17 protein-coding genes are annotated in these 13,319 nt (G+C 49.3%); 12 read left to right on the forward strand and 5 right to left on the reverse strand.

What is annotated here, in order from left to right; all coding sequences use genetic code 11:
- Nucleotides 1-43: 43 nt before the first annotated feature.
- Nucleotides 44-1,102, reverse strand: a complete 1,059-nt coding sequence (locus tag NOG12_RS05495; RefSeq protein ID WP_313932643.1) for a glycosyltransferase family protein — start codon at nucleotides 1,100-1,102, stop codon at nucleotides 44-46.
- Complete coding sequence (locus tag NOG12_RS05500) at nucleotides 1,090-1,611, reverse strand: phosphatase PAP2 family protein (RefSeq protein WP_110074675.1); 522 nt, start codon at nucleotides 1,609-1,611, stop codon at nucleotides 1,090-1,092. The genes NOG12_RS05495 and NOG12_RS05500 overlap by 13 nt, the downstream gene beginning before the upstream one ends.
- Nucleotides 1,612-1,786: 175 nt before the next feature.
- Between NOG12_RS05500 and rsxA the strand changes: the two genes are divergently transcribed.
- The 10 genes from rsxA to NOG12_RS05550 are packed head-to-tail and all read left to right on the forward strand — an operon-like array spanning nucleotide 1,787 to nucleotide 9,310.
- On the forward strand, nucleotides 1,787-2,371 hold the full coding sequence (gene rsxA, locus NOG12_RS05505; protein WP_313932644.1) for an electron transport complex subunit RsxA: 585 nt from the start codon (nucleotides 1,787-1,789) through the stop codon (nucleotides 2,369-2,371).
- Entirely contained in the window at nucleotides 2,368-2,931 is a 564-nt protein-coding gene (gene rsxB / locus NOG12_RS05510; RefSeq protein ID WP_110074677.1) for an electron transport complex subunit RsxB, read from the forward strand. The genes rsxA and rsxB overlap by 4 nt, the downstream gene beginning before the upstream one ends.
- Nucleotides 2,931-4,559, forward strand: coding sequence for an electron transport complex subunit RsxC (gene rsxC / locus NOG12_RS05515; RefSeq protein ID WP_313932645.1), 1,629 nt, complete (start codon nucleotides 2,931-2,933; stop codon nucleotides 4,557-4,559). Before rsxB ends, rsxC begins: the two co-directional genes overlap by 1 nt.
- On the forward strand, nucleotides 4,556-5,614 hold the full coding sequence (rsxD, locus tag NOG12_RS05520; protein WP_313932646.1) for an electron transport complex subunit RsxD: 1,059 nt from the start codon (nucleotides 4,556-4,558) through the stop codon (nucleotides 5,612-5,614). Before rsxC ends, rsxD begins: the two co-directional genes overlap by 4 nt.
- The gene (rsxG, locus tag NOG12_RS05525) at nucleotides 5,614-6,246 is read left to right on the forward strand and encodes an electron transport complex subunit RsxG (protein ID WP_416380903.1); all 633 of its coding nucleotides are present in this window, start codon (nucleotides 5,614-5,616) and stop codon (nucleotides 6,244-6,246) included. Before rsxD ends, rsxG begins: the two co-directional genes overlap by 1 nt.
- The gene (locus NOG12_RS05530; RefSeq protein ID WP_313932647.1) at nucleotides 6,243-6,932 is read left to right on the forward strand and encodes an electron transport complex subunit E; all 690 of its coding nucleotides are present in this window, start codon (nucleotides 6,243-6,245) and stop codon (nucleotides 6,930-6,932) included. The genes rsxG and NOG12_RS05530 overlap by 4 nt, the downstream gene beginning before the upstream one ends.
- 5 nt (nucleotides 6,933-6,937) lie before the next feature.
- Entirely contained in the window at nucleotides 6,938-7,579 is a 642-nt protein-coding gene (gene nth, locus NOG12_RS05535) for an endonuclease III (RefSeq protein ID WP_313932648.1), read from the forward strand.
- Between the two features lies 1 nt (nucleotide 7,580).
- Nucleotides 7,581-7,985, forward strand: a complete 405-nt coding sequence (gene gloA, locus NOG12_RS05540; protein WP_110074682.1) for a lactoylglutathione lyase — start codon at nucleotides 7,581-7,583, stop codon at nucleotides 7,983-7,985.
- 59 nt (nucleotides 7,986-8,044) lie between these two features.
- On the forward strand, nucleotides 8,045-8,665 hold the full coding sequence (gene rnt / locus NOG12_RS05545) for a ribonuclease T (protein ID WP_313932684.1): 621 nt from the start codon (nucleotides 8,045-8,047) through the stop codon (nucleotides 8,663-8,665).
- A gap of 42 nt (nucleotides 8,666-8,707) precedes the next feature.
- Nucleotides 8,708-9,310 (forward strand): DUF2238 domain-containing protein, encoded by a 603-nt coding sequence (locus NOG12_RS05550; RefSeq protein ID WP_313932649.1) that lies wholly within the window; start codon nucleotides 8,708-8,710, stop codon nucleotides 9,308-9,310.
- Here NOG12_RS05550 and NOG12_RS05555 read toward each other — a convergent pair.
- Entirely contained in the window at nucleotides 9,307-9,744 is a 438-nt protein-coding gene (locus tag NOG12_RS05555) for a nucleoside deaminase (protein WP_153826674.1), read from the reverse strand. The genes NOG12_RS05550 and NOG12_RS05555 overlap by 4 nt on opposite strands.
- A gap of 118 nt (nucleotides 9,745-9,862) precedes the next feature.
- Here NOG12_RS05555 and dbpA point away from each other — a divergent pair, with 118 nt between their 5' ends.
- The gene (gene dbpA / locus NOG12_RS05560; protein WP_313932650.1) at nucleotides 9,863-11,266 is read left to right on the forward strand and encodes an ATP-dependent RNA helicase DbpA; all 1,404 of its coding nucleotides are present in this window, start codon (nucleotides 9,863-9,865) and stop codon (nucleotides 11,264-11,266) included.
- A gap of 105 nt (nucleotides 11,267-11,371) precedes the next feature.
- On the opposite strand, the gene NOG12_RS05565 is transcribed toward dbpA, so the two are convergent.
- Both NOG12_RS05565 and NOG12_RS05570 read right to left on the reverse strand, forming a co-directional pair.
- Nucleotides 11,372-11,977, reverse strand: coding sequence for a peroxiredoxin (locus NOG12_RS05565; RefSeq protein ID WP_313932651.1), 606 nt, complete (start codon nucleotides 11,975-11,977; stop codon nucleotides 11,372-11,374).
- A 26-nt stretch (nucleotides 11,978-12,003) separates the two neighbouring features.
- Nucleotides 12,004-12,339, reverse strand: a complete 336-nt coding sequence (locus NOG12_RS05570) for a Grx4 family monothiol glutaredoxin (RefSeq protein ID WP_313932652.1) — start codon at nucleotides 12,337-12,339, stop codon at nucleotides 12,004-12,006.
- A gap of 242 nt (nucleotides 12,340-12,581) precedes the next feature.
- On the opposite strand from NOG12_RS05570, the gene sodB reads away from it, so the two are divergent.
- The gene (gene sodB / locus NOG12_RS05575; protein WP_110074689.1) at nucleotides 12,582-13,163 is read left to right on the forward strand and encodes a superoxide dismutase [Fe]; all 582 of its coding nucleotides are present in this window, start codon (nucleotides 12,582-12,584) and stop codon (nucleotides 13,161-13,163) included.
- The last annotated feature ends 156 nt before the right edge of the window (nucleotides 13,164-13,319 follow it).

The raw sequence follows: 13,319 nt of genomic DNA on the forward strand, positions 1-13,319 counted from the left end.
CAAATAACCTAGCCCCACGCAAATCCCGCTTACCCCAGTTAACTCAATAGCGCTTTACCAATTGAAAATAATCATGCAATTCGCTTTGTTGCCACAGTCTTTTGCTCAGTTTAGCCACCGGCTCTTGAGCGCCTGCAGCTAACCAAGCAACCACCGCTTCTGCCACATTCGGCCATTTACAATAAACCGCACTGTCTTGCTCAATAAAGCGTTGTACTTGCTCTGTACTCAGTTCTTCCATCACCTGTGCAAGGCCTGCAATGTCTAAACAACGCGCATTTGCTACTTGTTCAAACTGCCCTTGGAGCGGTCGCACTAACAACTTTTTGCCCATCGCTAAGGCTTCACAGCTGGTTTCAAAGCCGGCGTTACTGATCACCCCTGCCACACTCGCAAAGCAATCCGCAAACCCCTGCCGGGATGGCGGGAAATAATGCACATGTCCCACTTGCTGATGCTCGGCTTGGGGATGAAAAACACTGAACCGGTAATCGCTGAGGGGCGCCAGCAACTGATGGATTGCAGCTAAATTCTCAAACGGTAGATAAACTAAATAATGTCGTTGCTGCAGATTCGTCACTTGCGCTCGTTGGTGAATAATAGGTGGCACCGTGTGCTGGCCATCCTCAAACCAATGCATGCCCAGCGCCTCACTTACCGGTGCAAACCAACGCAGCAACTGCCGTTGAGCGACATGAATAGGGAGTGTTTGCGTGGCTTTATAAAAGGCAAACTGGCGGCCAATACCAATCACTCGGCGCTGTTGTTTACGACCAGCCCAGGCGGTAATGGGTTCGTAGTCGCTAACGATGAGATCGTAAGGAGCTAGATCCAACTGCTGTACATCCTGCCAGAACTTACCCCAGTTATTGCGCCGCATGGTTTCTCGTAGCGATACTCGACCTTGCTGCACGGCAAAGGTGAGGCCTTCGCACCATTGCCAATCACCAAACGCTTCCATATCGAACAAAGCCGCTTGCGGCCGTCCTGATACTAAAAAATCAAGCTCGATATCGCTGCGTTGACTAGCAGCCTCAGCTAATGCCGCGCACCGGCTTAAATGACCGTTACCGGTGCCCTGTACTCCTACTAAGATACGCATGCTATCACTCCTATAGCGATCATACTTCCTAGCCCTATCCCAGCCAAAATGTCGCCCGGATAATGCACTCCTAATAACACCCGCGACGATCCCACCGCCACTGCCCAGGCATAAAACAACCACGACCAACTTGGCCAGGTCCAAGTTAACAGCGCTGCCATTAAAAATGCTGCGGTGGTATGCCCGGATGGAAAACTAAAAGGATCGTGCGCAATAATCACCGCTTTTAACGCAGGTTTGGCTTGATATGGGCGGGGTCTCTTATAGTAACGCTTGAGCAGGCAAAATAACGGTACTTCTAGCGCAAATCCCAACCATAATGCGTATTGCAACTGTGTCTGGGTTTGTAGCAAGGCCAACAGCAAAGCTAGTAGCGCATACAAATAGCCATCACCTGAGTGCGATATCCAGCGCACCAACTTGCGTTGAGCTAAGGCTTGGTAGCGGTGATTACACCAACTAAAACTGCGCTGATCGTAGTCGTTTAGCTGCTTAATCCACCCCGTCATATGCTCTTCCTCTGCAGGTTAACTGGCGCAAATTTAACCAGTAGCCATGGCAGCTCTGTGACAACTCGATGAACAATCGATGACAAATGCTAATAACACTACATTTGATCGGTTGTTTATAGCGGCTAAAAATTCGATAATATGCAGTATCGATAAAGAGCGAACAGGTATCTTCATGAGTGACTACTTGCTGCTGTTGGTTGCAACAGTACTAGTCAACAATTTCGTGTTGGTTAAATTTCTTGGATTATGTCCCTTTATGGGCGTGTCTAATAAGCTAGAAACAGCCATTGGTATGTCGGCTGCGACCACCTTTGTGCTGACGTTAGCCTCGGTGTGTAGCTACCTTGTTAACCAATATATCTTGGCACCGCTAGACTTAATGGCGCTGCAAACATTGAGCTTCATTTTAGTGATTGCCGTAGTGGTACAATTCACTGAAATGGTCGTACATAAAACTAGCCCCACGTTATACCGTTTACTGGGCATCTTTTTACCGTTAATTACCACCAACTGTGCGGTCCTTGGTGTGGCTTTATTAAATATCAACGAACAACATAATTTTGTCGAGTCAATCATTTATGGCTTGGGTGCAGCGCTAGGCTTCTCGCTGGTCCTTATTTTATTTTCAGCGTTGCGCGAACGCCTAGCTGCGGCGGATGTACCGGTGCCATTCAAAGGTGCGGCAGTGGCGATGATTACAGCCGGCCTGATGTCATTAGCCTTTATGGGATTTAGCGGCTTGGTGACCAACGCATGAGTATGTTGACTGCCATCATTGTGTTAGGTGTACTGGCGCTGGTGTTTGGGCTTATTCTTGGCTTCGCGGCAGTACGCTTTAAAGTGGAAAGCGATCCTATTGTGGATCAAATTGATGCTATTTTGCCGCAAACCCAATGTGGTCAGTGCGGCTATCCCGGTTGTCGCCCCTATGCCGAAGCCATTGCCAACGGCGATGCCATCAATAAATGCCCTCCGGGCGGCGAAGCAACCATTAAGCAACTAGCTGAGTTGATGGGGGTAGAACCACAACCTCTTGATGCCGCACATGGTACCGAGGATGTCAAAAAGGTAGCGGTGATCCGTGAAGATGAATGCATCGGTTGTACCAAGTGTATTCAGGCCTGTCCGGTAGATGCCATTTTAGGCGCCGCCAAGCAAATGCATACGGTTATAGCCCATGAATGTACGGGCTGTGATCTTTGCGTGGAGCCATGCCCAGTGGATTGTATTGATATGGTGCCGGTACCCGTGCGCCCAGAAAATTGGCAATGGAACCTAGAACAGATTCCAGTGACTGTTGTGGAGTCAGCTAAATAATGTCCGCGATCAACATCAGTGCTATTGAGGCAGGTCAGTTGTGGAGCTTTCACGGCGGCATTCATCCGCCCGAGCGCAAACAGCTATCGAACCAAACGCCCATCCAAACCTTGCCGTTAAGCAAGACGTTTGTGGTGCCGGTTAAGCAACACAGTGGTAACAGTGGTGAAATACTGGTTGCTGTCGGCGACTACGTCCGTGCTGGTCAACCACTCACCCAACCGGGCTTACAACGTGGCTTACCCGTGCACGCTCCTACCTCGGGTACAGTGCTGGCGATCGACGAACAGCCGATCGCTCATCCGTCGGGCCTAACTGACCTCACCATTACCCTTGCTGCCGATGGCCAAGATGCATGGTATCCAACCACTCCCTGCCCTGATTATCAGCAATTAAGTCGGGCTGAGCTGTTAGAGCGTATTCAAGCAGCCGGGATTGCAGGTTTAGGCGGTGCGGGCTTTCCTAGTGCACAAAAATTAGCGTTACAACGTCCGCTTGAGTATCTCATTATCAATGGGGTGGAATGCGAACCCTATATTACTGCTGATGATCGCTTAATGCGTGAACATGCCGCCGAAATCATCAGTGGCACCGAGATCTTAATGCAGGTTAGCGGTTGCAACAAAGCCTTGATTGCAATTGAAGAGAACAAGCCTGAGGCGATTGCGATATTTACCCAGTTACTTAGTGAACGCGCTGCAACAGCAAGCAGCATTGCGTTACGCCAAGTGCCGGTAAAATACCCCTCGGGCGGCGAGAAGCAACTGATTGAAATTTTAACCGGACGGCAAGTTCCCAGTCGCGGCCTACCGATTGATGTCGGCTTATTGATGCACAACGTAGGAACTGCGTTTGCTATTCATCAAGCTATCGTACTGGGCATACCGTTAATACAACGGGTGGTTACCGTCACCGGCGAACAAGTGGATAAACCTGGTAACTACTGGGTTCGTCTTGGTACTCCAGTTGCTGATCTGCTAGCTTATGCGGGCTTTCATGAAACTACCGGTAAGGCTGCACAACGGGTGATCATGGGCGGGCCTATGATGGGCTTTGCCTTGGCTAATTTACAAGTGCCGGTGGTGAAAATCACCAACTGCTTGTTATTGCCCTCAACCACCGAGCTAGCCCCAGCCCAGCAAGAAATGAATTGCATTCGGTGTGGCGCTTGTGCTGACGTGTGCCCGGCGCAACTGTTGCCGCAGCAACTGCAATGGCTGGCCAAAGCCAAAGATTATGATGGCCTCGAGCAACAGAACCTGTTTGACTGTATTGAATGTGGTGCTTGCGCTTACGTCTGCCCAAGTGAAATTCCGTTGGTGCATTACTATCGTAAAGCCAAAGCTGAGATCCGCAATATTGCGCGCGAAAAAGCCAAGGCAGAAATTGCACGCGAACGCTTTGAAGCGCGCCAAGAGCGCCTTGAACGCGAAAAACAAGAACGATTAGAACGTCATCGGCAAGCTGCTGAAGCACGTAAAGCGGCCCAAGCTGAAGCGGTCGCCGCTGGCGCTGATAACCCGCAAGATGCGGTCCAAGCAGCGATTGCTCGGGCCAAAGCTCGCAAAGCCGCACAAGCCGCTGCTGCCGCCAAGGCCAACGACTCTGCCGAAGGTGAATCATCATGACATTTAAAATAGCCGCATCGCCCCACGCTCACCAACGGCGTACCACCACGCAAGTGATGCGTTGGGTTTACCTGGCGGTGATTCCTGGCATCTTGGTACATAGCTACTTTTTTGGCTTAGGGATTATCTTACAACTGTTGTTAGCATTACTCACGGCATGGATCTGTGAAGCTGCCGTGATGCGTGTTCGTGGACGCTCCATAGCAAGTGCCTGGCAGGATCATACCGCCATAGTGACTGCCGTGTTGTTAGCCATTAGCATACCCAGCTTGGCACCTTGGTGGATCATTGTGATTGGCACCGCCTTTGCCATCTTGGTGGTGAAGCATGTCTATGGCGGCGTTGGCCAAAATCTATTTAATCCTGCCATGGCTGGCTATGTGCTGTTACTGGTGTCCTTTCCGGTACAGATGACCAGTTGGCCGATCCCACAACAACTGGCACAGTTACAGTTATCGCTAACCGATACGTGGCAGTTAATCAGCAGTGGTTATAGCCAAGCAGGCTACAGTTTAGAGCAATTGCGTAGCGGTATTGATGGAGTCACTATGGCAACTCCTCTAGATAGCTTACGCACCGATCTTAGTCATCAACTCACCACCGCAGAAGCGCTGCAAAAACCTATTTTTGGGAGTTTTGCTGGGGTTGGCTGGGGCTACCTCAATCTGGCCTTTTTGCTTGGCGGCTTGGTGCTTATTTATCAACGTATTATCAGTTGGCATATCCCGGCCGGGGTGCTGCTAGGCTTAACGGTGCCGGCTACTTTGTTGTGGTTGTTCTATCCGGATCAAAGCATCTCTCCTTGGCTACATCTGATGAGTGGTGCAACCATGTTGGGGGCCTTTTTTATTGCCACCGATCCGGTAACAGCGGCTACGTCTAACAAAGGCCGCTTCATTTTCGGCCTCATCATTGGCGCTTTAGTGATGGTGATTCGCACTTGGGGGGGCTACCCTGATGCTGTTGCCTTTGCGGTGTTGCTAGCTAATATGGCCGTTCCCGTGATTGATAAGTACAGCCAACCGCTAGCCTATGGCCATGGAGGTAGAACATGATCGGCAAAAGTATGCGCCATAATGGTATGGTTCTAGCCTTGTTCGCTATTGTTGCAACCCTGCTCATTGTGGCCACAGCTCAGTTTACCGAGGAGCCCATTAAGCGCCAACAAGAACAAGAATTATTGCAAGTGCTGAACCAATTAATTCCACCTGAGCTGCATGATAACGACTTGTACCAGAGCTGTAGTTTAGTTGACCATGCTGAACTGGGGCCTGGCTCTCATCGCATTTATCGGGCTAGCCTGAACCAGCAAGCCACCGCCTTAGCGGTAGAAGTGACCGCACCGAATGGTTACAGTGGTGCGATTGAACTACTAGTAGCCTTCACCGTCGCCGGTGAGGTGAGTGGCGTGCGTACCCTACGCCATCAAGAAACCCCGGGCTTGGGTGATAAAATTGAGATCCGCAAAGATGATTGGATCACCAGTTTCAACGGTTTAACCGTGCAAGGAGCTGATGACAACCGCTGGGCGGTGACTCGCGATGGCGGTATGTTTGATCAATTTACTGGCGCTACTATCACCCCAAGAGCCGTAGTGCAGGCAGTAAAACGTGCCAACCTGTTATTTCAGCAGCAACAGCAACAGTGGTTCGCGGCCCCTAACAACTGTGCCGGAGTAAGCTCATGAACGCCTACAAAGAGTTAACCCTACAGGGCTTGTGGACCAACAACCCTGCCTTAGTGCAACTGCTAGGCCTGTGCCCTCTGCTCGCAGTTACCTCAACGGTAACGAATGCGTTTGGGCTTGGTTTGGCAACCTTACTGGTGTTAGTGGGTTCTAACGTCACCGTATCACTAGTGCGCGACTGGGTTCCTAAAGAAATTCGTATTCCGGTGTTTGTGATGGTGATTGCAACCTTTGTTACCGTCATGCAATTATTGATGAACGCTTATGTGTATGGCTTGTATCAATCGCTGGGTATTTTCATTCCGCTGATCGTCACCAATTGTGCCATCATTGGTCGTGCCGAAGCTTATGCCTCCAAGAACCCCTGGCAAAAATCGGCGTTTGATGGCCTGATGATGGGCTTAGGCTTCACCTTAGTACTGGTGTTGTTAGGCGCCATTCGTGAGATTATCGGTAACGGCACCCTGTTTGATGGTGCCGATTTACTGCTAGGAGCATGGGCCAGTGAGCTACGTATCGAACTGGTTCAATTTGACTACCCGCTGCTGTTGGCGATTCTGCCGCCGGGGGCCTTTATTGTGATGGGCTTTATCATTGCGGGTAAAAACTGGTTCGATCAGCGCCAAGCCGAGCGCGCCAAAACACCAGAAAAACAAGTAACGCGGGCTCGGGTTACGGCCCAATAACTATCATGAATAAAGACAAACGTATTGCTATTTTAACGCGCTTGCGCGAGCACAATCCGCACCCTACTACGGAACTTGAGTACAACTCGAGTTTTGAGTTACTGATTGCTGTGTTGTTATCGGCCCAAGCCACCGATGTTGGGGTAAATAAAGCGACTCGTAAACTCTTTGCCGCAGCCAATACTCCGGCAGCCATGTTAGCCTTGGGCGTGGACGGCGTTAGAGAGTACATTAAAACCATCGGCCTCTTTAATGCCAAGGCTGAGAACATCATCAAAACTTGTACTATCTTGGTGAATCAACATCAAGGCGCTGTGCCAGAAGACCGCGAGGCTCTAGAAGCCTTGCCAGGGGTTGGACGCAAAACCGCTAACGTGGTGCTCAATACAGCGTTTGGCTGGCCCACTATTGCCGTCGATACCCATATTTTTCGGGTTGCGAATCGGACTAAATTTGCGCCAGGCAAAACCGTCCGAGCGGTAGAAGATAGACTAGAAAAAGTGATTCCGGCCGAATTTAAAGTAGATGCTCATCACTGGTTTATTTTACACGGGCGATACACCTGTATTGCGCGTAAGCCAAGATGTGGCAGTTGCTTAATCGAAGATTTGTGCGAATTTAAACAGAAGACATCAGACGAGGTTTAACATGAGACTACTGCACACCATGCTACGTGTTGGCGACCTGCAACGCTCCATTCAATTTTATACCGAACTGTTGGGCATGAAGCTATTACGTACCGCTGATAACGAAGAATACAAGTATTCTCTGGCGTTTGTTGGTTACGGCGATGAAGCTGACCATAGCGTGCTTGAGTTAACTTACAATTGGGGTGTTACTGAATACGAACACGGCGGTGCCTTTGGCCATATTGCTATTGGTGTTAGCGATATTTATCAAGTTTGTGAGCAATTAGAGCAAGCTGGTGCCGATGTTTATCGTAAGCCAGGGCCGGTTAAAGGTGGCAAAACCATCATTGCTTTTGTTCGTGATCCGGACGGTTATGCCATTGAGTTAATTGAGCGTAGCGCAGCCAATCCTGGAGATTTATGAGCCAGACACCAACGCCAACACCAACGCCAGCCAGCACTGCACCCGCTGCTGCGGTGACCATGCAAGAGCGCTTTCGCGGCTACATGCCGGTCGTTATTGACGTTGAAACCGCAGGTTTTAATGCCAAAACTGATGCCTTACTTGAAGTTGCCGCGGTTATTCTGGAATTCAATCAGGCCGGACAACTGCAACCGGCCAAATCCTTGCACTATCATGTTGAGCCTTTCGAAGGTGCCAACATTGAGCAAGCTGCCATCGATTTTAATGGCATTGACCCGCACTCGCCCTTACGCGGCGCAGTAGCAGAGAGCGAAGCTCTCAAAGACATGTTCAAGCCGATTCGTAAAGCGCAAAAAGACGCGGGTTGTCAACGTTGTATTTTAGTCGGCCACAATGCGACCTTTGACCATAGCTTTGTTATGGCAGCAGCAGAGCGAGCACAACTCAAACGCAATCCGTTCCATCCGTTTGTTACTTTTGACACGGCCGCTTTAGCTGCGGTGTTTTTAGGTCAAACTGTGCTGATCAAAGCATGCCAAGCAGCTGGTATTGCCTTTGATAGTAAACAGGCGCATTCTGCCCTGTATGATACTGAACGTACCGCTGAGCTGTTTTGCTATATGGTTAATCGCTATCAAGATCTCGGTGGCTGGCCCTTGCAACCCGCAAGCAACAGCTAAGCCTCGCTGGCACTTAACACAAACAATAACAAGGAAACGCATATGCCCACCCATCACCGTGTTCCATTATTCTTAGCCAGCCTGTTTGTGGTGGTCGTCTGCTGGTCAGCCATAGCGCCTGCTGATAATCGGGTTTGGTGGGCTGAAATGGTACCTATTTTTGCGATCTTTATCGGCTTGGCCGTCACCTACAAGCAATTTAAGTTCAGTAATACCAGCTATCTTTTGATGAGCGTGCTACTCATCATGCACACCATAGGTGCGCATTACACCTTTGCCAAAGTGCCATTTGATTGGGTCACCGAAACCTTTGCCTTTGAGCGCAACCATTACGACCGGGTGGCTCATTTTAGTGTAGGCTTTTATGCCTATGCGGCGGCTGAGTTATTGCTGCGTAAGCAATGGGCTCGCCCCGTGACGGCGATGTTATTCGGGCTGTTTTTAATCATGGCTGTAGCCGCCGCCTACGAGATCATTGAATGGCAATTCGCGGTGATTGAAGGCGGCAATGCCGGCATCGAATTTTTGGGCTCACAAGGTGACCCCTGGGATGCCCAAAAAGACATGCTGGCTGATACCCTAGGAGCTATTGCCGCGCTAGTGTTGTTCTATTTCTCGCGTTGGGTTAAGCCTGCTAAAGACTAAACCCCGATGTCTTCATGCCATAACTGCGGATGCTGCTGAATAAAGTTTTGCATTAATTCGATACAGCTAGCATCCTGCCTTACCTCCACCTCAATTCCGGCCTCAAGCAAGCGCTGTTCAGCACCCATAAAGGTCTGATTTTCACCAATAACTACCTTTTTGATGCCATAGAGCTCAATTGCTCCTGCGCACATGCAACAAGGGGATAAGGTGGTGTAAATGGTGCATTCCCGATAAACTTTCGCCGGTTGCCTGCCGGCATTTTCTAAGGCATCCATTTCGCCATGCAAAATAGGGCTGCCACTTTGCACCCTTCGATTATGGCCACGGCCGATGATCTTGCCTTGGTGCACGAGCACCGAACCTATGGGCACCCCGCCCTCAGCTAACCCTTGTTTTGCTTCAGCGATAGCCGCTTGCATAAATTCATCCATTGTTTGCGCTCCTGATGTTTTGCAGATTCACCATAAATACTTTCTCTGATATCCAGCATAGCCCAAATTCTGCTATTATGAACCGTCTATTCATCACGTATAAGTTAGCACATCTATCATGAGCACTGTCGCAATGCCAACCACCCAACCTCCTCTCAGCCAGTTCAGTCAGCTTCCGTTAGCAGCCAATTTGTTGCAACGCGTGGCCGAGCTTGGCTACAGCACCATGACCCCCGTTCAAGCAGGCAGTTTGCCGGTGATTTTGGCGGGCCAAGATGTGGTGGTACAGGCCCCAACCGGCTCCGGAAAAACCGCAGCCTTTGCGCTAGGCTTGTTAACCAAGCTGGTGCCCGCTCAGCAAGCACCTCAAGCACTGGTAATGTGTCCAACACGTGAGCTGGCCGAACAAGTAGCCGAAGTCATTCGTAGTCTTGCCAAAGCCATCGGCGATGTGAAAGTACTGACACTTTGTGGTGGGGTGCCAGCGCGAGGCCAGCGTGAGTCATTGCAGCACGGTGCAAACATTCTGGTGGGTACGCCAGGGCGTATTCTAGATTTGCTGCAGCAGCAAGCTTTCAGCACAGCAGCCATCCACACGTTGGTCTTGGATGAAGCGGATCGCATGCTAGAAATGGGCTTTATCGATGATCTTAAGGCTATTGTGAAGACGCTACCGGGCCAGCGCCAAACGTTATTGTTTAGTGCCACCTACCCAGCCACTATCGCCCAACTTGCGCAACAGGTAAGCCAACAGGCCAAACATATTCAGACTGAAGATGTTGCAGTACCAGCGGCTATTACCCAACGTTTTTATGAGTTAACCGACACTGCCGCTAACGCAGTGGCAAATCTTCTGCTCCAATTACAGCCACCCAGCTGTATGGTGTTCTGTAATACCAAAGCTGAGACGCAAAACATTGTGGCTCATTTGCTTGGCCAAGGCATTAGCGCCACCGCCTTAAATGGTGATCTTGACCAAAAACAGCGCGATCAAGCGATGATTCAATTTCTCCATGGTAGTGTCCGCGTGTTAGTTGCAACGGATGTCGCCGCGCGGGGCGTGGATGTGGATCAATTACCCCTGGTGATTAACGTGCATATGGCCCATGACCTTGATACCCACACCCATCGCATTGGCCGTACCGGGCGGGCTGGCAGTGCTGGTCTAGCTATTACGCTGCTAGGGGCACAGGATAACTATCAAAGGCATCTGCTAGAAGATCAACTCGATAAACCTATTCAGCTGTTAGCACTACCAGCACCGGCTGCGGCTAATCTTAGCTTGCCCGCACTGTGGAGTACGCTGCAAATCACTGGGGGCAAGAAAGATAAACTGCGCCCAGGTGACATTGTTGGCGCCCTCACCAAAGATAATCAGCTTAAAGTAGACGCGATAGGTAAAATCAAAGTGCTTAGCCAGTGGTCTTTTGTGACGGTCCGCAAAGCTCAGGTGAAAGCGGCACTGGCCATTCTCAATAACGACAAAATCAAAGGTAAGCGCTTTCGCGCACGAGCGCTCTAACGTCTCTTGTCGCCATGCCGCATGCCGTAAAAGGCCAAAAAAAGCCCCAGCACTGAAACCAGTAGCTGGGGCTTATTCTTTGAACTAGCCTAAAAGTTTAGGCTATTACAGTTTGCCAGCGTTTTTCGACAAGTAGTCTGCTACCCCTTTAGGGTCTGCTTTCATGCCTTCGTCGCCTTCTTTCCAACCAGCTGGGCACACGTCACCGTGTTTCTGGTGGAAGTTCAACGCGTCAACCAAACGAATCATTTCGTCGATGTTGCGGCCTAATGGCAAGTCGTTCACGATTTGATGACGTACCACGCCTTCTTCATCGATCAAGAATGACGCACGGAAAGCCACGCCGTCAGTTGGATGCTCAACATCGTAAGCACGGCAAATTGAATGCTTAATGTCGGCTACTAATGGATATTTAACCGCACCAATGCCGCCGTCTGCTTCAGCGGTGTTACGCCATGCGTTGTGCGTGAATTGTGAATCGATAGACACACCGATAACTTCTACACCACGTTTTTTGAATTCTTCTAAACGGTGGTCAAATGCGATCAACTCAGAAGGACATACGAAGGTGAAATCTAATGGGTAAAAGAAAACAACCGCTTTCTTACCTTTAATTTGCTCGTATAAGTTAAAGCTATCAACAATTTCACCGTTTCCTAATACCGCTGCAGCAGTGAAGTTAGGAGCCTTACGACCTACTAATACACCCATGTTATATCTCCGTTTTCTAGGTTTACTTATTCTGCTGGGGCCGAATGGCGCTCAGCAACTTCTGCAATTAAAGCCTGCAATTCACCTTTTTGGAACATTTCCAAAATGATGTCACAACCACCCACTAATTCGCCTTCAATCCACAATTGTGGAAAGGTTGGCCAATCAGCGTAAGCGGGTAATTCTGCACGAATATCTGGGTTTTGCAAAATATCAACGTAAGCAAATGGCTGACCACAGCTCATTAATGCTTGCGATGCTTGCGCAGAAAATCCACAGTTTGGTAATTTAGGTGACCCTTTCATGTATAACAGAATAGGGTTTTCAGCAATTTGCTGTTTGATCTTTTCAACAGTTTCCATGCATACCTCAGATGTAGAGCATTTTAAAATGGCCATTAGTTTAGCATATCGAGCCTGCCTTATCAGCACTCCCAAAGTAAGTAGTTAGGTTAAATAAACCCAGCCAGCCCCCTTGAAATAAACTTTTATGCCACAATCTAACTATATAGTGACTGCAGGATCTTATTTCAATGCTAGAATGCATTGGCATGAGAAACTAGAATGTTTCAAAATCCATACGCAAATAATAACGGAGAGTCGACATGGCATTTGAATTACCAGCATTGCCTTATGCAAAAGATGCACTAGAGCCACACATTTCAGCTGAAACCATTGAATACCACTACGGTAAGCACCATCAGACTTATGTTACCAAATTAAATGATGCGGTAGCTGGTACTGACTTAGAAAGCCAATCGCTAGAAGACATCATCAAGTCTAGCAAAGGTGGCGTGTTCAATAACGCAGCACAAGTGTGGAACCACACTTTCTACTGGCACTGCTTAAGCCCAAATGGCGGCGGCGAGCCAACTGGTGCGGTAGCGGACGCCATTAATGCGGCGTTTGGTTCATTCGCTAAGTTCAAAGAAGAGTTTAGTGCCCAAGCAGCTGGCAACTTCGGTTCTGGTTGGACTTGGCTAGTTAAAAAGGCGGATGGTTCGGTTGCTATCGTAAACACCAGCAACGCTGAAACCCCGTTAACTGATGCTTCAGTAACCCCTATTTTAACTGTTGATGTGTGGGAACACGCCTACTACATCGATTACCGTAATGCCCGTCCAAACTACTTAAATGCATTTTGGAACTTAGTGAACTGGGATTTCGTAGCGAAAAACTTCGCTTAATCCGTTTCGCTCATGGCCCGAGTGCATGCACTCGGTGCCCATAAAAAAAACTCCAGTACTGTGCTTACAGTAACTGGAGTTTTTTATATCCAACCCGTACTTACTTAACCAGTGCTTACTCAACCAGTACTTACTCAACCAATACTTACTCAACCA

The sequence above is a fragment of the Pseudidiomarina fusca genome, assembly GCF_032227045.1.
Lineage (GTDB): Bacteria > Pseudomonadota > Gammaproteobacteria > Enterobacterales > Alteromonadaceae > Pseudidiomarina > Pseudidiomarina fusca.